Here is a 17,860-nt window from a genome sequence, read left to right on the forward strand (position 1 = left end):
CAACTTCACATTTCTTGAGATATTTTCCACGGCGATTTTGCCCGGGCAGTCCTGCGGGCAGCGATTCCACTGCTTGCGAGTTCTACAAGAAATGAGACATTCCGCCGCGAGGTGCCTGGCCGTCCTGTCCCTGCTGTTGCTGCAGGCGTGTGGGGGCGGAGGCTCCGATGACACCGCGACACCCCCGCCGGGCGGGCAGAACCTGACGGCGGCCGAGATGGCCGACTACCAGCTTTACCTGCGCACCGACGTCGGTGGCTATGGCTGTGCGCTCAATGCCTATTACCGCGACTGCGAGACCTATTACAACGGTCTGAACTACTTCAACGGCAAGTGCGCGCAGGGGGATGCGGCCGGTTGCCAGTATTCGCAGGCGCTGCAGGCCAACTACATGACCTATGCGCTGATCCGGCGCTACTGATCACTTCACCAGTGGCCGGATCTGCGTGAAGCCGCCGTCCACTGCGATCACCTGCCCGGTGAGCCGGGCGGACTGCGGCCCGAGCAGCCAGGCCATCACGTCGGCCACCTCGGTGGCGGTCTGCACCCCGCCGAGCGGGTACTGGCGGCCGGCGCCCTCGCGCATCGCGTCGAGCTTGAGCATGCCGGCGGTCATCGGCGTGTCGGTCATGCCCGGGGCGACGGCGTTGATGCGCAGGCCGGCGGCGGCGTAGGTGGCCGCGGCGCTGCGCACCAGCGCTTCGACGCCGCCCTTGGCCGCCGCGATCGCTTCATGGTTGGCCACGCCGATGCGCGAGACGACCGAGCTGGCGAACACCGCCGCCCCCGGCTCGCCCGACGCCCGCAGCGCCTCGACCCAGGCGCCGAGCATGAAAAAGGCGCTGTCCAGGTTCACGCGCAGCACCTCGCGGTACTGCTCCGGCTTCGTGCGGTGCAGCGGTGCGATCAGCGTGCTGCCGACGCAGTGCGCCAGCCGCGTCGGCGTGCGGCCGAAGGTTTCGCGGCAGGCGGCGATGGCCAGCGCGGCACCCTCGGGCGTGGTCGTGTCGGCGGCGATGTGCAGGTCGGCATCGACCGCGAGCAGCGCGTCGCCACCCCGGCCGACCGCCGCCACGGTGTGACCGGCCGCGCGCAACTGGCGGCACAGCTCACGGCCGATGCCACCGCGGGCGCCGGTCACCAGGGCGAGCGGGGGGGTGGTCGATGGATTCATGGGGTTCTCCTGAACGGGGTGGGGCCAAGGCGGCCAGCAGGGCCGGGGAGGGTGCACGCGACACGCGCGTCCACCACTGCGAAAACGAGGTGCAGGGTCGGTCCACTTCGGGAAACAGCGCTTCGGCTGGCCGGCTGGTGGCGAAGGTGTCGAGGGTGCGCTGCAGGTGCAGGTTGCCGGTGGTCTGCACCGAGCGTGCGCCCTGCAGCACCTGGCGCCAGTCCCGCGCCGTGGCCCGCCAGCGGTGCGGCGTCAGCTCGGCCATGCGCTGGCCGACGAACTGCCAGCGGGCCGCGCTCCACGGCCGCAGGTTGTGCACTTCGTTCACCACCAGGCCGAGCACGACCGTGTCCGCCGGCAACTCGGCCGGCAAATCGCCCAGCGCCCAGGGGTGGACCAGCCAGATGTCCCGGCCTTGCAACAGGGCGGCATCGGGCGAGGTGAATTCCAGCGCCGCGGGTGGCGAGGACAGCAGCGGCGGCTCTTCGACGCCCTGCGGCAGGGGCTGGGTCGGCACCGGCCGGGGCAGGCGCGCGATGCGGTCGAGCAGCTCGTAGGGCACATCGAGCACCGTCCCCGGGCTGTGCCAGGCCGGTGGCGCGTGGCAGGCGACGTTGTCCGCGTTGAACAGGTAGGGCTTGTGGCTGCTGGTGCCGGCGACCCACTGCCAGCTCAGGTGGTTGCTGGCCACGTCGCCGTCGAGCAGGTGGCCGATCAGCCATTCCGCGCCGCTGCGCCAGTGGACCTTGCGCAGGTGCACGAGGTAGCTGGCCAGCCAGAGGCGGGCGTGGTTGTGCAGGGTGCCGGTCGCGTAGAGCGTGCGCACGGCCTGGTCGATCACCGGCAGGCCGGTGCGCGCCTCGCGCACGTCCAGCGGCACACCGCGGGCATAGGCGCCATCCGGCAGCGGACCTTCGTGCAGCGAGCGCAGGATGGCATCACCGCGGTGCGACCAGACGTGCTGGAAGTAGCCGCGCCAGCCGAGCTCGAACACCAGCTTGTGCTGGCCATCGATGCGCTGGTCCGCCGGCTGGGCCGCAGCGATGCCGGCGAGCACCTGCGGCAAGGTGAGCACACCGTGGGTGATCCAGGGCGACAGACCGGTGACGGCACCGTCCAGCGCGTTGCGTGTCCGGGCGTAGGCCCGGGCATCGACGGCGGCCAGACGTGCCTGGGCCGCGGCGAGGGTGGGAGCAACCATGGGCACGGTGTCCGCTCACGTCCGGGCAAAGCGGGCCGCGCCGCTGCCGGCCGTGCGCCGTGTGGCGGGTGCCGACAGGACCGCGTGTGCCATGTCCAGCCCGGAGAGAAAGGCCGCTTCCGCGTGGGCCCCCACCAGAAAATCCCCGCAGACACCCAGCCCCCTGGCGGCATCCCACCAGCAGCCGGGCGTGCCCAGCGGCACGCGGGCAGGGCGGGCGTAGAGCCAGCGGTGGACCGTGCTGTGGCACCAGCGCACCTCGCCGCCCGGGTTGATCGCTGCCCGCAAGGCATCGCGCAGCGCCTTGGACACGCCGGCCGGATGGTCCTCCAGGTGGCTGGCGGACCACGCCGCGCTGGCCTGTGCCACCCAGACCGCGTGGCCGGGCGTGGTCTGGCGGCCCGGCTTGCGGTCATTGCGGACAATGCTGGCCAGCGGCCCGCGGGTCGGCTGCAGCAGATCGAACGCCGGCCCCGGCGGCGTGTCGGTCACCGCCATCAGCGTCCAGCAGGCCTGCATCGGCACCTGCGCTGCGGCTTCGCTCCAGCCGGTGGCGTGCGGGCGCAGCAGCGGTGCCGCCTGGGCGGGGGGCAGGGCCAGCACCACCTGGTCGAAGCGCCCCGGCCAGAGACCGCTGTTGCGCTCGATCTGCCAGCCGCCGCGGATCCGGTGCAGGCCGGTGACCGGCTCGCCGGTGTGGACGTGGACGTCCAGCGACCCGATCAGGGCATGGCACAGCGCCGGCATGCCCGGCACGGCGACGAAATGGTCGCCGCCCGCTGCCGCCCAGTGCGCGATCCAGCCATCGGCCAGCCCCTGCTGCACGACGGCCTGGAACGCCAGGCTGTGCGCCTCGAAGCCGACCGCGCCGTGGTCGAACTGCACCGGCTGTTCCACGCCGAGCGCATCGGTCCAGACCGTGCGCCGCGTGGACAGGCGCCCGCCGATGCCGCGCGACTTGTCGAACAGCGTCACCTGCGCGCCGCTGCTGGCCAGCGTGCGGGCGCAGGCGGCACCGGCCAGGCCTGCGCCGACGATGGCGATCCGGGGGGTGGCACGGGTGGGATGGAGTGGTGTGGCGGTCTGCATGGTGACGCCATCATGTCCTCTTTTTGTGCCGGGTCAAATGCATGTCGGCATGGTGTGAAGCGGTAATCGGCGTCAAGATGGCGTCAAACCAGTGAGGCCTTCCCATGAAACTCCGCACCCCAGCCACGCCGTCCACCGCATCCTCCCCCGTGCCGGATCCCGCCGAAGACCGCAGCCCGCGCTTCCGCAGCGCCGCCGTCGCCCGCATGACGGGCATCGCGGTGGCCACGCTGCGGGTGTGGGAGCGGCGTTACCGCGTCGTCGCGCCGCCGCAGTCGGCCACCGGGCACCGGCTGTATTCGTCGGCGAACGTGCGCCGGCTCGGTCTGATCCGGGCCTTGATCGACCGCGGCCACGCCATCGGCACCCTGGCGCCGCTGGACGATGCCGCGCTGCAGCGCCTGCTGATGACGGCCGTCCCCGTGGAGCGCGCCACCCTGTCGCCCGAGGAGACCGGCCCGGCCGACGGGCCGCACGGACACACCCGCGCGGCGCTGCCCGACGTGCCGGATCTGGGCATCTGGGCGCTCGGCCGCACGCTGCCTGCCGCGGTGGTCGAGCAGGCCAGCCGGCTCGCCGGCACGCCGCAGCTGCAGACCTGGTCCGAACTCGCCCAGGCCGAGGCGGCGCTGACCGGGCCGGGGCAGACGCTGGACGTGCTCGCGGTCGAACTCGACACGCTCAATGCCGACCACGCCGACCGCCTGCTGGCGCTGCGCAGCCGGGTGTCGGCGCGGCAGACGCTGGTCGTGTACGGATTCGGTTCGGACGCGGTGGTGCAGCACCTGCGCCGCCAGGGCATCACGGTCTGGCGCGGGCCGATGGGGCGGGCGGAGATGGGGCTGCTGTTGCGCACGGTGCTGGGCGTGGCCACCACGTACACCGCGGCGACATCGGCCGAACCGGAGGTGCCACGCCTGTCGCCCGAGGCGCTGGCGCTGGCGGCACGCTCGACCAGCCGGGTGCTGTGCGAGTGTCCGCGCCACCTGGCCGAGCTGATCCAGCTGCTGGGCGACTTCGAGGACTACAGCGACCAGTGCGCCGTCGATTCGCCCGCCGACCGCCAGCTGCACGACGACCTGGGCGCTGCGGCGCGCCATGCGCGGGGCGAATTCGAGCAGGCGCTGCGCCGGCTGGCCGCCGAGGAGGGCTGGTCGCTGGCCGGGGGTCGGCCGCGCCAATCTTGACGCCAGCTGAACCCCGGGTTCCTCCGAACGGCGACATCGGATTCCTCGTCTATTCTTCAGCCGCGACGCGCTCGCAGCGTCGCAGCCAGGCACCACGATGGTGTCCAAAAACTAACGAAGGAGTCGCCACATGGCAGGTACGTTCGAGCTCAAGGCCGCTGGCCAGGACCAGTTCCGCTTCTCGCTGAAAGCGGGCAATCACCAGACCATCCTCACCAGCCAGTCCTACGCCAGCAAGGTGTCGGCGCTGAATGGCATCGAGTCGGTGCGCACCAACAGCCAGCTGGAGGCACGCTTCGACCGCCGCACCTCCAAGGCCGGCGAGCCGTATTTCGTGCTCACGGCCGGCAATGGCCAGATCATCGGCCAGAGCGAGATGTACTCGTCCGCCGCGGCGATGGAAAACGGCATCCAGTCCGTCACCCGCAATGGTGCGGATGCCGTGCTCAAGGACCTGACCGCCGAGGTCTGAACGCCGAGGCACAGGCCCACGTCGCCGCCACGGCGACGGCTGGCCGACAGATTGGGTTTCTAGGGCACTTCTAGAAACCGACCCTGACCGCCACCTGAGCCGCGCGCTGCGGCAAGATGCCGCCCCATGATCACACCCCGCACCAAGCCATCGAGCTTCTTTCCTGAGGAGGCCGCGGACGACCTGTTCGTGGTGCAGCAGCGCAAGGCCAAGCTGGAGGGCTACGTGCAGACGCTGGCGGCGATGGACGAACTGATCGACTTCGCAGCGATGGCCTCGGCGGTGGACAAGGCCTGCCCTCGCGCTGACCGCAGCAAGGGCGGACGCCCGCCGTACCCGACCGAGGCGCTGGTGCGCATGGTGTTCCTGCAGGGGCTGTACAACCTGTCGGACGAGCAGTGCGAGCACCAGGTGCTGGACAGGCTGAGCTTCCAGCGCTTCTGCCGGCTGGACGGCGCGCTGAACATTCCGGACGCACGCACGCTGTGGAACTTCCGGCAGCGGCTGGCCGAAGGCGGGCTGGGCGGCCGGGCGATTTTCGAGGCGTTGAGCCAGCAGTTGCAGCGGCACGGCTTCATCCCGAGGGGCGGGCAGATCGTGGACGCCAGCATCGTGCAGGCGCCGATCACGCAGGCCAACGCCCGGGAGCGCGAGGCGCTGAACAAGGGGGAGGCGCCCGAGGGCTGGAGCAAGAAGCGCCTGGCGCACACCGACCGGGACGCGCGCTGGACGCAAAAGCACGGCAAGTCGTACTACGGCTACAAGCTGCACGGCAACGTGGACGCACGCTACAAGCTGATCCGCCAGATGAAGATCACGGCGGCCAACGCCGACGACGGACAGCAACTGCCCGACGTGCTGCAGGTGGCGAATACGCGCAAGCGGCTGCTGGCCGACCGGGGCTACGACAGCGCGGCCAACCGCCAGACGCTGCAGCAGCACGGACTGGCCGACGGCATCGCACGTCGCGCCAAGCCAGGGCAGACGGCCAAGGTTCGACTCAAGCAGCGCAACAAGACGATCAACCGCACGCGGGCGCGGGTCGAGCACGTCTTTGCGGCGCTGAGCCAGCAGGGCGGCAAGTGCGTGCGGGCGATGACGCTGGCGCGCAATGCGCTGGCGATCACGCTGCAGTGCGCGGCCTACAACGCACGCAGGCTGGTGTGGCTGGTCAAGAGCGCAGGTCCGTCCGCACAGCCCGCGTGAGGGGCAAAACCCCGTCGCGGGGTACCGCGACGGTGGGGACAGGGGCTCGCCGCCGTCATCCACTGCTCGTCTGAGCTGGATTTGTGCAGGCTCAGACCAGGTTCAGGGCTGCAGGGCCGGTTTCTAGAAGTGCCCTCTAGAATGTGCGCATGGAACCCTTTCTCATCTCCACTGGTGTCGTCGCCCTCGGCGAAATCGGCGACAAGACCCAGCTGCTGGCCCTGCTGCTGGCCGCGCGCTTTCGCAGGCCGGTGCCGATCATCCTCGGCATCTTCGTGGCCACCGTGCTCAACCATGCGCTGGCGGGCGTGGTCGGAGAGACCGTGGCGCGCTTTCTCGGCCCGGACCTGCTGCGCTGGGTGATCGGCGTGTCCTTCCTCGCGATGGCCGCCTGGATGCTGGTGCCTGACGAGATCGACGACGCCGAAGGCGGCACGCAGCGCTTCGGCGTCTTCGGCACCACGGTCATCGCCTTCTTCCTCGCCGAGATGGGCGACAAGACGCAGATCGCCACCGTGGCACTGGCGGCGCGCTACAGCGACCTGTTCCAGGTGGTCGCCGGTACCACCGTCGGCATGATGCTGGCGAACGTGCCTGCCGTGCTGCTGGGCGACCGGGCGGCCCGCGCGATCCCGATGAAGCTGGTCCACGCCATTGCGGCCGGCATCTTCGCGGTGCTCGGCGTGCTGACCCTGTTCAATGTCGGTCGTCTGTTCTGATCTGACCTGATCGTTCCGGTCCGCCCGGGCGGCGGTCCGGGAATCCTGCAGGCACACCAGCGTCCGGCACCATGCCGTAGAGCGGCTCGCCGGGCAGTCCGGCCCGCAGGGTTTCCCGCGCTGCGATCAGTCGTGCCAGATCGACCCCGGTGTCCACGCCCATCGCCTCGAACATGAAGACCAGGTCCTCGGTCACGACATTGCCGGACGCGCCGGGCGCGTAGGGGCAGCCGCCCAGTCCGCCGAGCGAGGCATCGAAGGTCCGCACGCCCACGTCCCACGCCGCCAGGCAGTTCGCCAGCCCGAGCCCGCGCGTGTTGTGCAGGTGCGCCGAGCCGGTCTTGTCGCCAATGGCGGCCCGCACGCGCCCGAACAGCCGCCGCACCTGCGCCGGATTGGCCATGCCGGTGGTGTCCGACAGGCCGATCTCGTCGACCCCGGCGGCGACCAGCTGCCCGGCCAGCCAGACCACCTCGTCCTCGGGGACTGCGCCCTGGAGCGTGCAGCCGAACGCCGTGGACATGCCGATCTCGACCGGCACGCCCGGCGCCGTCGCGTCCCGCAGCGCGACGATCTCGCGCACCACCGCGACCATGTCGATGCGGCTGCGGCGCACGTTGGCGAGCGAGTGCGCCTCGCTGGCCGAGACGGGGACGGTCAGCTTGTGGACGCCGGCCTCCAGCGCGGCCAGGGCGCCGCGCAGATTGGGCACCAGCGCCATCACGGTCCAGCCGGGCAGGGCGGTCGCGTGGCGCACGATCTCGGCCACATCGGCCATCTGCGGCAGCATGCGGGCGGGCACGAAGGAGCCGACCTCGATCTCGCGCAGGCCGCTGGCGTGCAGGGCGTCGATCCAGGCGCGCTTGTGCCGGGTGGACATCACGGCGGAGACGCTCTGCAGGCCATCGCGCGGTCCCACTTCGCTGATGAGGACGGCCGGGGTGGCCGGCGGGGCAGGGGATTCGGTTGGCTCGTGCATGGCATCACGATTTTCGTTCATCATCACGGCCCATGCAGACACACACCCGATCCCCCCTTCTCGCTTCCCTTCGTGCGGGCCTGGCCCTGTCCGGTCTGGTCCTGGCGGCCGTGGTGGCCTTGCCGGCCCGCGCCGAGACCCTCGGCGAAGTCAGCACCGTCTTCAAGCTGATCGGCCCGAACCACAAGATCGTCATCGAGGCCTACGACGACCCGCTGGTCGAAGGTGTCACCTGCTTCGTCTCGCGCGCCAAGACCGGCGGCATCACGGGCGCGGTCGGGCTGGCCACCGACAAGTCGGACGCCTCGATCGCCTGTCGCCAGGTGGGCGAGATCAAGATCAAGCAGCCACTGCCGCAGCAGGAGGACGTGTTCAGCGAGCGCCTGTCGATCCTGTTCAAGCGCCTGCGCATCGTGCGCGTGGTCGATGCGAAGCGGCAGTCGCTGGTCTACATGACCTACTCGGAAAAGCTCATCGAAGGCTCGCCCAAGAACAGCATCACCGCGGTGCCGGTGGGCAAGCCGATTCCGGTGAAGTGACGGGCAAGGCCGCCGGGGAGTGCCCCAGCGCGCACAGCAGCATGTCCAGAAACACCCGCGTCTTGGCCGGCATCAGCCGCCGGCCCGGGAACACCGCCCACGCCGTCGGACTCGGCAGGCACCACGCGGGCAACACCCGCCGCAGCCGGCCCTGGCGCACGCCGGCCTGCGCGAAGTAGTCGGGCACGGCGACGATGCCCGCGCCGGCCCGCGCCAGGCGGATCAGCGCCTCCGGTGAATTGGCGCCGATCCGCCCCGGTGGCACGCCCTGCCAGCGGTCATCGCCGCGCAGCAGTGTCCAGGGGACCGGGTCGCCGTTGCTGCCCAACTGGCGCACGGCGTCGTGCGTGGCCAGATCGGCGGGTTGCTGCGGCTCGCCGCGCTCGGCCAGATAGCCCGGCGCGGCGTACAGGCCGGCATTGAACGCGGTGAGGCGCCGCGCCGCGAGCAGGTTGTCGTCCGGCAGGTCGCCGATCCGCACCGCCAGATCGAAGCCTTCGCCGAGCAGGTCGACGCGCCGAGGCGAGAGGTCCAGCTCCAGCGAGATCGCCGGGTGCAGCGCGACGAAGGCCGCCAGCGCGTCAACCAGCAGCAGGTTGGCGAAGTCGCTGGGCATCGACACCCGCAGCCGGCCGCTCGGTGCTGCCTGGCGGTGTGCGCTCAGCGCGGCCACGGCATCGACCTCGGCGGCCACCAGCTGGGCGTGTTCGAGCAGTTGCTCGCCGAACTCGGTGAGTGTCTGCCGCCGCGTGGTGCGCAGCAGCAGGCGTTCGCCGAGCCGTTGTTCCAGTGCCGCCAGCCGGCGCGAGACGGTCGACTTGGGCCAGCCGAGCTGCTCGGCGGCGCGGCTGAAGCTGCCCAGCTCCGCCACGCGGGCGAAGATGAGCAGGTCGTTCGGGTCGATTGGAAGTTCAGATTGTTCCATGGGTGGAACAATCATATCCATTCGGAGGGATTCCGGCGTGGATTGGTGGTGTCTACAGTGCAGTCATTCCTTCCACCTCTGCAGATCTCTGCAAACGCCCAGGACACCGCCATGCACATCCTCCAGATCAACGCCAGTGCCCGCCGCGACGGCGCCAACTCGACCCGTGTGGCCGACCAGATCACCGCCCGCCTGCAGGCCGCCAACTCCGGCGCGACGCTGACGCTGCGCGACCTGGCCGTGACGCCGCACCCGCTGCTGGACGAAGCCGCGCTGGGCGCGCTGTTCACCCCGGCCGACGCCCGCAGCCCCGAACAGGCCGCTCGCGTCGCGCTCGACGATGCGCTGATCGCCGAGATCCAGGCCCATGACACGGTCGTGCTGGGCGTGCCGATGTACAACTTCGGCGTGCCGGTGCAACTCAAGAGCTGGATCGACGCTATCGCCCGCGCCGGCGTCACCTTCCGCTATACCGCCACCGGCCCGGAAGGCCTGCTGACGGGCAAGACGGTGTATGTCGCACTGGCCCGCGGCGGTCTCTACCGCGATACTCCGAACGACTCGCAGGTGCCCTATCTGAAGAGCGTGCTGGGTTTCCTGGGCCTGACCGACGTGCGTTTCATCTACGCCGAAGGTCTGGCGATGGGCCCCGACGCCGCCGCCAAGGGCTTTGCGCAAGCCGAAGCCGACCTGAACGCCGCGCTGGCCTGAGCGGCGCACCGCTGACCACGGTCAGCCTTCCACGGAGACGACCATGACCGACACGACCACCCCCGCCACGATCCGCCACCCGCGCCGCGTGGAGCGGCTGGTCACCGGCATGGCCACCTCCGATGGGGCGGGCGTCAAGCTGACCCGCGTGCTGACGCAGTCGCTGCAGCGCCGGCTCGATCCCTTCCTGATGCTCGACGCCTTCGGCAGCGACCAGCCGGACGACTACATCGCCGGCTTCCCCGACCACCCGCACCGCGGCTTCGAGACGGTGACCTACATGATCGCCGGGCGGATGCGCCACCGCGACAGCGCCGGGCATGAAGGCCTGCTGGAGAACGGCGGCGTGCAGTGGATGACCGCCGCGCGCGGGGTCATCCACTCCGAGATTCCGCAGCAGGAACACGGCGTGATGGAAGGCTTCCAGCTCTGGCTGAACCTGCCCGGGCGCGACAAGATGAACGCGCCCTGGTACCGCGATTTCAAGGCCGAAGACCTGCCGAAGTTCGTGACGCCCGAAGGCGTGGCGGTGACGGTGATCGCGGGCGAGAGCCACGGTGTGACGGGGGCGGTGACGCGGGACGCCACGGCGCCGCTTTACCTCGATCTGCACCTGCCGGCGGGCAGCCGCTTCGTGCAGCCGCTGCCGGCCAGCCGCAACGCGTTTGTCTATGTCTATCGCGGTGCGGTGACGATCAACGGGCAGGCGGTGCCAGTGCAGCGCATGGCCCTGCTGGCCAACGAGGCAGAGGCCGATGGCGTGGTCATCGAGGCCGATGCCGAAGCCCGCGTGCTGCTGATCGCCGGCGAGCCGCTGAAGGAGCCGATCGTCCAGTACGGGCCGTTCGTGATGAACAGCCAGCAGGAGATCTACCAGGCGCTGAGCGATTTCCGGGATGGGCGGCTGGGGGAGTGATGGCGGTGCTTGGGGTGGGTGCCCGCGTTCGCGGGCATGACGGGGTGTGGGCGGGGATGTCAGGTCGCCGTGGCGCGCCGTAGCCAGCCCAGCCCGTCCGACGTGCCACCCGCCACCGCGCCGCGCGCCGGGCGGTATTCGCAGCCGATCCAGCCCTGCCAGCCACACGCCGCCGACACCTCGTCGATCACGTCGAACAGGTACGGGTAGTTCACTTCGCCCAGGTCTGGCTCATGCCGCATTGGCACGCCTGCGATCTGCAGGTGCCCGACGCGCCCGGTCGGCAGGTACTGGCGCAGCTTCATCGCCACGTCGCCTTCGACGATCTGGCAGTGGTAGAGGTCGAACTGGACCTGCAGGTTCGGCGCGCCGATGGCCTGCACGATGCGGTGCGCCTCGTCCTGGCGGTTCAGGAAATAGCCGGGCATGTCGCGCAGGTTGATCGGCTCGATCAGCACGTTCCGTCCGGCTGCTGCGGCGCGCTCGGCGGCCCAGGCGATGTTGCCTTCGTAGGTGGCCTGCAGTTGAGCGCGGTCGGCGCCCTGCGGCGCGAGGCCCGCCATCACGTGGACCCGCGGACAGCCGAGCGCTTCGGCGTAGTCCAGCGCCCGCGCGAAACCGTCGCGGAACTCGGCTTCGCGCCCCGGCAGGCAGGCGATGCCGCGGTCGCCCGCGTCCCAGTCACCGGGTGGCGCGTTGAACAGCACCTGCTGCAGGCCGTGGTCCTTCAGGTGCCGGGCGATCTCACCCGCCTCGAAGGCGTAGGGGAACAGGTACTCGACCGCCTGGAAACCGTCCGCGGCGGCGGCGGCAAAGCGGTCGAGGAAGGCGTGCTCGTTGTAGAGCATCGTCAGGTTGGCGGCGAAACGGGGCATGGGAGGTCCGGGTTCAGGGGATGGGGGCTGGCGCTGGTGGGCTCGACGTCACCAGCGGGCGCCGAAATGTTGCCGCAACTCGTCGATCTGCGCCTCGGTCAGCGGGGCGGGGCGGGTCAGCAGCCACAGCCGCGCCGTCTCTTCCAGCTCTTCCAGCACGGCGCTGGCCTCGGCCGGGCTGCGGTGCCAGACGTTGGGGCCGAGGCGGTCGAGCATGACGGCGCGCAGTGGGGTGCCGGCGGTGTGGCTGGCCGCGATCCGCGCCGCGACGAGGTCGGCGACGGCGGGGTCGCCGGGGCGGTGGTAAGGGATCAGCGGAACATGGCCGACCTTCATCACGAAGTACGGGGTGATGGGCGGGAGGAGGTCGTCGGGATCCGCGACGCCGGCCAGCGTCAGCGCGACGAGGTGCGTCGAGTGCGTGTGGATGACGCAGCGCGCCTCGGGGTCGGCGGCGTAGATGCGGCGGTGCAGCACGAGCGTCTTCGAGGCGCGGTCGCCGCCGGTCTGCACGCCGTCGGCATTGACCGCGGCCAGGCGTTCGGGCACCAGCGTGCCGAGGCAGGCGTCGGTTGGCGTGATCAGGAAACCGCCGTCCTCGGTGCGCACGCTGATGTTGCCGGCGCTGGCGTGGACGTAGCCCCGGTGGAACAGCGAGGCGCCGACGCGGCAAACCTCGGCGCGCAGGGTCGCGTCGTTCATGCGCGGGTCTCCGAGGCCAGCCTTGCGAAGGCTTTGGTGAAGAAGTCCGTGCTGCCAAAGTTGCCGGACTTGAGCGCCACATGCACGGTCTCGCCCGGGTAGACCGGCGAGGTCACCGCCGTCCACGGCACGCCCGGGTCGATCTGCGGCCCGATCGCCATCTGCGTCACGCCCAGCGCCTGCACGACCGCGCCGGAGGTTTCCCCGCCCGCGACGACCAGTTGCCGCACGCCGGCCTGCACGAGGCCCGCCGCGATGCGCGACAGCGTGCGCTCCACCAGCTCGCCCGCTTCGGCGACGCCCAGCCTGGCCTGCACTGCGCGGACAGCTTCCGCTTCCGCGGTGGCATAGACCAGCACCGGTCCGTGCGCCAGCCGCGGCGTGGCCCAGGCCAGCGCTTGAGCGGCAACGTCTTCACCCGCCGCGATGTCCAGCGGGTTCACCGCGAAGGCCTCGCCGCCGTGCTGGCGGAAATGCAGCACTTGCGCATTGGTCGCCACCGAGCAACTGCCAGACACCACGGCGCGCAGGCCGCTGGCGGCTGGCAGGCGGTCCGCCACGCTGCTGGGGGCGAGCGCGCCGGTGGCCTGCCAGTTCTGCGGCAGGCCGATTGCGATACCGGAACCGGCAGTCACCAGCGGCATCCCGGCCAGCGCTCGGCCGATCAGGAACAGGTCGCCGTTGCTCACCGCGTCCACCACGGCGACGCCCACGCCGTCGGCCTGCAGGTCGCGGAACCGCTGTGCGATGGCTTCGGCGCCGCGCGAAACGACGGCCTGATCGACCAGCCCGACACGCCGCTGCGTCTGTGCCTGCAGCACGCGCACGAGGTTGGCGTCGGTCATCGGCGTGAGCGGGTGGTGGCGCATGCCGCTGTCGGACAGCAGCACGTCGCCGACGAAGAGGTGGCCCTTGAACACCGTGCGCTGGTTGTCCGGGAAGGCGGGGCAGGCGATCGTGAAGCCCTGGCCGGGGCCGTGCAGCGCGTCGAGCAGCGCGTCGGTGACTTGGCCAATGTTGCCAGCCGGGGTCGAGTCGAAGGTGGAGCAGTATTTGAAAACCACCTGCTCGACCCCCTGCGCCTGCAGCCAGCGCAGCGCCGCGAGCGACTGCGCGACGGCGTCGTCCGCGGGGATGGTGCGGGACTTCAGCGCGACCACGATGGCGTCGGCGTCCACCGCTGCGTCGGCGTCCGCGGGCACGCCGATGGTCTGCACGGTGCGCATGCCGCTGCGCACGAGGTTGTTGGCGAGGTCGGTCGCGCCGGTGAAGTCGTCGGCGATGCAGCCGAGCAGGGGGCGGCGGCTCAGGGGCGGGGTCATGGCTTGGGCTCGGCTTGCGGCAGCGTGATGCCGGGGAAGATCTTGATCACGGCGGAGTCGTCCTCGCGGCCGAAGCCGGCGGTCGAGGCCTGCATGAACATCTGGTGCGCCGTGGCGGAGAGCGGCAGCGGGAACTTGGTCGCGCGCGCCGTGTCGAGCACGAGGCCGAGGTCTTTCACGAAGATGTCCACCGCGGACAGCGGCGTGTAGTCGGCGGCCAGCACATGCGCCATCCGGTTCTCGAACATCCAGCTGTTGCCGGCGCTGTGCGTGATCACCTCGTAGAGCGCCGCGGCGTCCACCCCTTCGCGCAGGCCGAGCGCCATCGCCTCGGCTGCTGCCGCGATGTGAACGCCGGCCAGGAGCTGGTTGATGATCTTCACCTTGCTGCCATTGCCCGCCTGGTCGCCGAGCCGGTAGACCTTGGCGGCCATCGCGTCGAGCGCGTCGCCGACCTTGGCATACGCCTCGGGGTGGCCGGCGGTCATCATCGTCATCTGGCCGGACGCCGCCTTGGCCGCGCCACCCGAGATCGGCGCGTCCAGGTACAGCACGCCCAGTGCGGCCAGCCGGGCCTCCAGCGCGATCGACCAGTTCGGGTCGACGGTGGAGCACATCACGAAGACGCTGCCCGGCCGCATCGCCGCGGCAGCCCCATGTTCGCCGAACAGCACGGCCTCGGTCTGCGCGGCGTTGACCACGACGCTGACGATCACCTCGCAGTGCGCGGCCAGCTCGGAGGGGGTGGCACACGCCACGCCGCCGCCGGCCGCGAAGGCCTGCGCCGCCTCCAGCCGCACATCGCAGACGTGGACCCGGTAGCCCGCTCGGCGCAGGGAACTCGCCATGCCGTGGCCCATGGCGCCGAGGCCGATGATCCCGATGGGGAGGCCCTCGGCGTCCGGGTGGGGGTGTGCGGGGGTGGGTACTGGAGCGGGCATGGGTGACATCGGTCGTCGTACAAGTTCAAGAGTCCGGCGACCTTAGCGACACCCCGCGCCGTGCGTCAGCCGGACTTACCCAGGGGCGCGCCCGGGATCAGGCGATCCGCACCACGTCCTCGAACGCCAGCCGCGGCCCGCGCGGGTAGTTGCCCGACGCATCTCCCCAGCCGAGGTTGACCAGGAAGTTGACCTTGAACCGGCCGTCCGGGAAGAAGGCCTCGTTGACCGCGGCCGGGTTGAAGCCGCTCATCGGGCCAGCGTCCAGGCCGAGCGCGCGGGCGGCCAGGATCAGGTAGGCGCCTTGCAGCGAGCTGTTGCGGAAGGCGGTGTCCGCGGCCAGTCCGGCGTTGCCGGCGAACATGTCGCGGGCGGTCGGCATCACCGGGAACTGCGTCGGCAGGTGGTCGAAGAAGGCGGTGTCCTGGGCAATGATGGCCGTGACCGGCGCGCCCATGGTCTTGTCCACGTTGCCCGGGGCGAGCGTCGCCTTGAGCTGCGCCTTGGCCTCGGCGCTGCGCACGAAGACGATGCGGGCCGGCTGGCAGTTCATCGAGGTCGGGCCCCACTTGAACAGGTCGTAGAGCTGCTGCAGCGTGGTGTCGTCGACGGGGCGGTCGGTGAACTTGTTGAAGGTGCGCGCGCTGCGCAGGAGCTGGTCGAGGGCGGCGTCGTTCAGGGGAGCGTTCATGGGTGTGCGGCTTTCATCGGCAGTCAACCCGGACATCGGGCGCTGCTGATTCTGCATGCGGCTACCCACCCAGCAGGTCACTCCGGTCTTTCAATCCGACCCCGGTGAGCTGCAGCGCGCGCGCCGCCTGCACCAGCCACCACAGCTTGCGCGCCGCCTCCGCATGCCGCAGCCCCTCGGCGCGCACGTTCGACAGGCAGTTGCGCTCCGCGTCCGTGCGGCCGACGCGCGGCGCGTGGGTCAGGTAGACGCCCAGGCTGTCCGGCGAACTCAAACCCGGCCGCTCGCCGATCAGCATCGCGACCATCGGCGCCGCCAGCCGCTGCCCGATGTCGTCGCCGAGTGCAACGCGGGCCTGTGTCGCGACGACGACCGGGCCGAGCCGCCAGCCGTCCGGCCGCTGCTGCAGCAATTCCTCGATCAGCGGCACGGCCTGGCGCTGCACCGCCGCGGACGACAGCCCGTCGCCGACGACGAGCACCAGGTCCGCCTCGACCGCGCCGAGGGCATCGAGCTGCACCGCGCTATCCCGGCCAAGCCGGCGGCCGAGGTCGGGGCGCAGCAGATAGGTGGCGCGGTCCGCTGCAGCGCTCTGCACACGCAGCGTCGGCAGACCGAGCGCTTCGATCTCCGCGCACAGCGCCTCGGCGTCCAGCGGCAGATGCACCGCATCGCGCGCCATCGCATGCGCCGCGCCAAACGCCAGCAGCTCGCGCGTCGGCAGGCTCGACCCGCTGCGCCCCAGTCCGACGCGGGCCGGTGTCAGCGTTCGCAGGTGCGCCCAGGGATCGGGCGTGGTCAACGGTGTGGTTGACGGCTTGAGGTCGCTCATCCCAGGTGCTCCAGCAAGGCGTGGCCGTGCGAGACGGGCAGCACGCGCCCGTCCGCGTCGCTGATGCCCATGCGCTGCAGCCACGCCTCGAACTCCGGCGCCCGCTTCAGGCCGAGCACCTCGCGCAGGTACAGCGCGTCGTGGAAAGACGTGCTCTGGTAGTTGAGCATCACGTCGTCCGCGCCGGGCACGCCGATCAGGAAGGTCACGCCCGCCGTGCCGAGCAGCGTCATCAGCGTGTCCATGTCGTCCGAGTCCGCCTCGGCGTGGTTGGTGTAGCAGACGTCGCAGCCGATCGGCAGGCCCAGCAGCTTGCCGCAGAAGTGGTCCTCCAGGCCGGCACGGATGATCTGCTTGCCGTCGAACAGGTACTCCGGCCCGATGAAGCCGACGACCGTGTTGCAGATCATCGGGTCGAAGGCGCGGGCGACCCCGTAGGCGCGCACCTCGCAGGTCTGCTGGTCCAGGCCATGGTGGGCGTTGGCCGACAGCGCCGAGCCCTGGCCGGTCTCGAAATACATCACGTTGTCGCCGATCGTGCCGCGCTTCAGGCTCAGCGCCGCCTCGCGCGCCTCGCGCAGCACGGCCAGGTCGATGCCGAAGCTGCGGTTCGCCGCCTCGGTGCCGGCGATCGACTGGAACACCAGATCGACCGGCGCACCGTGCTCGATCGCCTGGATCTGGTTGGTGACATGGGTCAGCACACAGGACTGGGTCGGGATCTCGAAGCGCTGGATCACCTCGTCCACCAGCCGCACCATGTCCGTCAGCGGCCCCAGCCCGTCGCCGGCCGGGTTGATGCCGATCACCGCGTCGCCGGCGCCGTAGAGCAGGCCGTCGAGCATCGAGACGGCGATGGCGCGGGGGTCATCGGTCGGGTGGTTGGGCTGCAGCCGCATCGCCAGCCGCCCGGGCAGGCCGAGCGTGTTGCGGAACCGGGTGATGACGCGGCATTTGCGCGCGACGAGGATCAGGTCCTGGTTGCGCATCAGCTTGCTGACCGCGGCGGCCATTTCGGGCGTGATGCCGCGCCGCACGCGGGCCAGCGTCGCCTCGTCCGCCGCGTCGCCGAGCAGCCAGTCGCGGAAGTCGCCCACGGTGAGGTGGGCGATTTCTGCGAAGGCGGCGGCGTCGTGGCTGTCGAGGATCAGGCGCGTGACCTCGTCGGTTTCATACGGGATCAGCGCCTCGTTCAGGAAGGTCTTCAGTGGCAACTCCGCCAGCGCCATGCGGGCGGCCATGCGCTCGGCCGACGTGCGGGCGGCGACACCGGCCAGCACGTCGCCGGAGCGCAGCGGCGTCGCCCGCGCCATCAGGGTGGCCAGATCGGCGAACTGCCAGACATGGCCGCCGAGGGTGTGTGCGTAGGGCATGGCGCT

The 17,860-nt window shown here is 70.7% G+C and carries 20 protein-coding genes; 8 read left to right on the forward strand and 12 right to left on the reverse strand.

The window, feature by feature from the left end; genetic code table 11:
- The first annotated feature begins 91 nt into the window (after positions 1–91).
- Positions 92–421, forward strand: coding sequence for a hypothetical protein (locus BDD16_RS18030; RefSeq protein WP_179635210.1), 330 nt, complete (start codon positions 92–94; stop codon positions 419–421).
- Here the strand turns inward: BDD16_RS18030 and BDD16_RS18035 are convergent, their stop codons facing one another.
- The 3 genes from BDD16_RS18035 to BDD16_RS18045 are packed head-to-tail and all read right to left on the reverse strand — an operon-like array spanning position 422 to position 3,464.
- Positions 422–1,174 carry an SDR family NAD(P)-dependent oxidoreductase gene (locus tag BDD16_RS18035; protein WP_179635211.1) on the reverse strand — a complete coding sequence of 251 codons (753 nt, stop codon included), beginning with the start codon at positions 1,172–1,174 and terminating at the stop codon, positions 422–424.
- Positions 1,110–2,375 carry an FAD-binding domain-containing protein gene (locus tag BDD16_RS18040; protein WP_179635212.1) on the reverse strand — a complete coding sequence of 422 codons (1,266 nt, stop codon included), beginning with the start codon at positions 2,373–2,375 and terminating at the stop codon, positions 1,110–1,112. Before BDD16_RS18040 ends, BDD16_RS18035 begins: the two co-directional genes overlap by 65 nt.
- A gap of 15 nt (positions 2,376–2,390) precedes the next feature.
- On the reverse strand, positions 2,391–3,464 hold the full coding sequence (locus tag BDD16_RS18045) for an NAD(P)/FAD-dependent oxidoreductase (RefSeq protein WP_179635213.1): 1,074 nt from the start codon (positions 3,462–3,464) through the stop codon (positions 2,391–2,393).
- A 104-nt stretch (positions 3,465–3,568) separates the two neighbouring features.
- On the opposite strand from BDD16_RS18045, the gene BDD16_RS18050 reads away from it, so the two are divergent.
- From BDD16_RS18050 to BDD16_RS18065, 4 genes are all read left to right on the forward strand, one after another.
- Complete coding sequence (locus BDD16_RS18050; protein ID WP_179635214.1) at positions 3,569–4,651, forward strand: MerR family transcriptional regulator; 1,083 nt, start codon at positions 3,569–3,571, stop codon at positions 4,649–4,651.
- 130 nt (positions 4,652–4,781) lie between these two features.
- Positions 4,782–5,123, forward strand: coding sequence for a YegP family protein (locus BDD16_RS18055; protein ID WP_179635215.1), 342 nt, complete (start codon positions 4,782–4,784; stop codon positions 5,121–5,123).
- A gap of 126 nt (positions 5,124–5,249) precedes the next feature.
- A complete protein-coding gene (locus BDD16_RS18060; protein ID WP_179632875.1) occupies positions 5,250–6,329 on the forward strand; it encodes an IS5 family transposase in 1,080 nt (359 codons plus the stop codon).
- A 149-nt stretch (positions 6,330–6,478) separates the two neighbouring features.
- Positions 6,479–7,048, forward strand: coding sequence for a TMEM165/GDT1 family protein (locus BDD16_RS18065; RefSeq protein ID WP_179635216.1), 570 nt, complete (start codon positions 6,479–6,481; stop codon positions 7,046–7,048).
- Here BDD16_RS18065 and BDD16_RS18070 read toward each other — a convergent pair.
- Positions 7,026–8,027 (reverse strand): hydroxymethylglutaryl-CoA lyase, encoded by a 1,002-nt coding sequence (locus tag BDD16_RS18070; protein ID WP_179635217.1) that lies wholly within the window; start codon positions 8,025–8,027, stop codon positions 7,026–7,028. The two genes, BDD16_RS18065 and BDD16_RS18070, sit on opposite strands and share 23 nt — an antisense overlap.
- Positions 8,028–8,059: 32 nt before the next feature.
- Between BDD16_RS18070 and BDD16_RS18075 the strand changes: the two genes are divergently transcribed.
- Complete coding sequence (locus BDD16_RS18075; protein ID WP_179635218.1) at positions 8,060–8,566, forward strand: CreA family protein; 507 nt, start codon at positions 8,060–8,062, stop codon at positions 8,564–8,566.
- On the opposite strand, the gene BDD16_RS18080 is transcribed toward BDD16_RS18075, so the two are convergent.
- On the reverse strand, positions 8,526–9,491 hold the full coding sequence (locus BDD16_RS18080) for a LysR family transcriptional regulator (protein ID WP_179635219.1): 966 nt from the start codon (positions 9,489–9,491) through the stop codon (positions 8,526–8,528). The two genes, BDD16_RS18075 and BDD16_RS18080, sit on opposite strands and share 41 nt — an antisense overlap.
- Before the next feature lie 111 nt (positions 9,492–9,602).
- On the opposite strand from BDD16_RS18080, the gene BDD16_RS18085 reads away from it, so the two are divergent.
- Positions 9,603–10,202 (forward strand): FMN-dependent NADH-azoreductase, encoded by a 600-nt coding sequence (locus BDD16_RS18085; protein WP_179635220.1) that lies wholly within the window; start codon positions 9,603–9,605, stop codon positions 10,200–10,202.
- Positions 10,203–10,245: 43 nt separating this feature from the next.
- Positions 10,246–11,118 (forward strand): pirin family protein, encoded by an 873-nt coding sequence (locus BDD16_RS18090; RefSeq protein WP_179635221.1) that lies wholly within the window; start codon positions 10,246–10,248, stop codon positions 11,116–11,118.
- Positions 11,119–11,177: 59 nt separating this feature from the next.
- Here the strand turns inward: BDD16_RS18090 and otnI are convergent, their stop codons facing one another.
- From otnI to BDD16_RS18125, 7 genes are all read right to left on the reverse strand, one after another.
- The gene (otnI, locus tag BDD16_RS18095; protein WP_179635222.1) at positions 11,178–11,993 is read right to left on the reverse strand and encodes a 2-oxo-tetronate isomerase; all 816 of its coding nucleotides are present in this window, start codon (positions 11,991–11,993) and stop codon (positions 11,178–11,180) included.
- A 48-nt stretch (positions 11,994–12,041) separates the two neighbouring features.
- Entirely contained in the window at positions 12,042–12,695 is a 654-nt protein-coding gene (locus tag BDD16_RS18100; protein ID WP_179635223.1) for a class II aldolase/adducin family protein, read from the reverse strand.
- Positions 12,692–14,017 carry a 3-oxo-tetronate kinase gene (gene otnK / locus BDD16_RS18105; RefSeq protein ID WP_179635224.1) on the reverse strand — a complete coding sequence of 442 codons (1,326 nt, stop codon included), beginning with the start codon at positions 14,015–14,017 and terminating at the stop codon, positions 12,692–12,694. The genes BDD16_RS18100 and otnK overlap by 4 nt, the downstream gene beginning before the upstream one ends.
- A complete protein-coding gene (gene ltnD / locus BDD16_RS18110) occupies positions 14,014–14,958 on the reverse strand; it encodes an L-threonate dehydrogenase (RefSeq protein WP_179635225.1) in 945 nt (314 codons plus the stop codon). The genes otnK and ltnD overlap by 4 nt, the downstream gene beginning before the upstream one ends.
- A gap of 97 nt (positions 14,959–15,055) precedes the next feature.
- Positions 15,056–15,649 carry a malonic semialdehyde reductase gene (locus BDD16_RS18115; protein ID WP_179635226.1) on the reverse strand — a complete coding sequence of 198 codons (594 nt, stop codon included), beginning with the start codon at positions 15,647–15,649 and terminating at the stop codon, positions 15,056–15,058.
- 61 nt (positions 15,650–15,710) lie between these two features.
- A complete protein-coding gene (eutC, locus tag BDD16_RS18120; protein WP_179635227.1) occupies positions 15,711–16,481 on the reverse strand; it encodes an ethanolamine ammonia-lyase subunit EutC in 771 nt (256 codons plus the stop codon).
- Positions 16,478–17,854, reverse strand: a complete 1,377-nt coding sequence (locus tag BDD16_RS18125) for an ethanolamine ammonia-lyase subunit EutB (protein ID WP_179635228.1) — start codon at positions 17,852–17,854, stop codon at positions 16,478–16,480. Before BDD16_RS18125 ends, eutC begins: the two co-directional genes overlap by 4 nt.
- Positions 17,855–17,860: the final 6 nt, after the last annotated feature.

Source organism: Sphaerotilus montanus (assembly GCF_013410775.1).
In the GTDB taxonomy this organism is placed as follows: Bacteria; Pseudomonadota; Gammaproteobacteria; order Burkholderiales; family Burkholderiaceae_C; genus Sphaerotilus; species Sphaerotilus montanus.

Excerpts from the sequence above, each read along its gene's own strand:
- BDD16_RS18030 (WP_179635210.1), top strand. The coding sequence starts at position 92 with ATGAGACATTCCGCCGCGAGGTGCCTGGCCGTCCTGTCCCTGCTGTTG.
- BDD16_RS18035 (WP_179635211.1), bottom strand. The coding sequence starts at position 1,174 with ATGAATCCATCGACCACCCCCCCGCTCGCCCTGGTGACCGGCGCCCGC.
- BDD16_RS18040 (WP_179635212.1), bottom strand. The coding sequence starts at position 2,375 with ATGGTTGCTCCCACCCTCGCCGCGGCCCAGGCACGTCTGGCCGCCGTC.
- BDD16_RS18045 (WP_179635213.1), bottom strand. The coding sequence starts at position 3,464 with ATGCAGACCGCCACACCACTCCATCCCACCCGTGCCACCCCCCGGATC.
- BDD16_RS18050 (WP_179635214.1), top strand. The coding sequence starts at position 3,569 with ATGAAACTCCGCACCCCAGCCACGCCGTCCACCGCATCCTCCCCCGTG.
- BDD16_RS18055 (WP_179635215.1), top strand. The coding sequence starts at position 4,782 with ATGGCAGGTACGTTCGAGCTCAAGGCCGCTGGCCAGGACCAGTTCCGC.
- BDD16_RS18060 (WP_179632875.1), top strand. The coding sequence starts at position 5,250 with ATGATCACACCCCGCACCAAGCCATCGAGCTTCTTTCCTGAGGAGGCC.
- BDD16_RS18065 (WP_179635216.1), top strand. The coding sequence starts at position 6,479 with ATGGAACCCTTTCTCATCTCCACTGGTGTCGTCGCCCTCGGCGAAATC.
- BDD16_RS18070 (WP_179635217.1), bottom strand. The coding sequence starts at position 8,027 with ATGCACGAGCCAACCGAATCCCCTGCCCCGCCGGCCACCCCGGCCGTC.
- BDD16_RS18075 (WP_179635218.1), top strand. The coding sequence starts at position 8,060 with ATGCAGACACACACCCGATCCCCCCTTCTCGCTTCCCTTCGTGCGGGC.
- BDD16_RS18080 (WP_179635219.1), bottom strand. The coding sequence starts at position 9,491 with ATGGAACAATCTGAACTTCCAATCGACCCGAACGACCTGCTCATCTTC.
- BDD16_RS18085 (WP_179635220.1), top strand. The coding sequence starts at position 9,603 with ATGCACATCCTCCAGATCAACGCCAGTGCCCGCCGCGACGGCGCCAAC.
- BDD16_RS18090 (WP_179635221.1), top strand. The coding sequence starts at position 10,246 with ATGACCGACACGACCACCCCCGCCACGATCCGCCACCCGCGCCGCGTG.
- otnI (WP_179635222.1), bottom strand. The coding sequence starts at position 11,993 with ATGCCCCGTTTCGCCGCCAACCTGACGATGCTCTACAACGAGCACGCC.
- BDD16_RS18100 (WP_179635223.1), bottom strand. The coding sequence starts at position 12,695 with ATGAACGACGCGACCCTGCGCGCCGAGGTTTGCCGCGTCGGCGCCTCG.
- otnK (WP_179635224.1), bottom strand. The coding sequence starts at position 14,017 with ATGACCCCGCCCCTGAGCCGCCGCCCCCTGCTCGGCTGCATCGCCGAC.
- ltnD (WP_179635225.1), bottom strand. The coding sequence starts at position 14,958 with ATGCCCGCTCCAGTACCCACCCCCGCACACCCCCACCCGGACGCCGAG.
- BDD16_RS18115 (WP_179635226.1), bottom strand. The coding sequence starts at position 15,649 with ATGAACGCTCCCCTGAACGACGCCGCCCTCGACCAGCTCCTGCGCAGC.
- eutC (WP_179635227.1), bottom strand. The coding sequence starts at position 16,481 with ATGAGCGACCTCAAGCCGTCAACCACACCGTTGACCACGCCCGATCCC.
- BDD16_RS18125 (WP_179635228.1), bottom strand. The coding sequence starts at position 17,854 with ATGCCCTACGCACACACCCTCGGCGGCCATGTCTGGCAGTTCGCCGAT.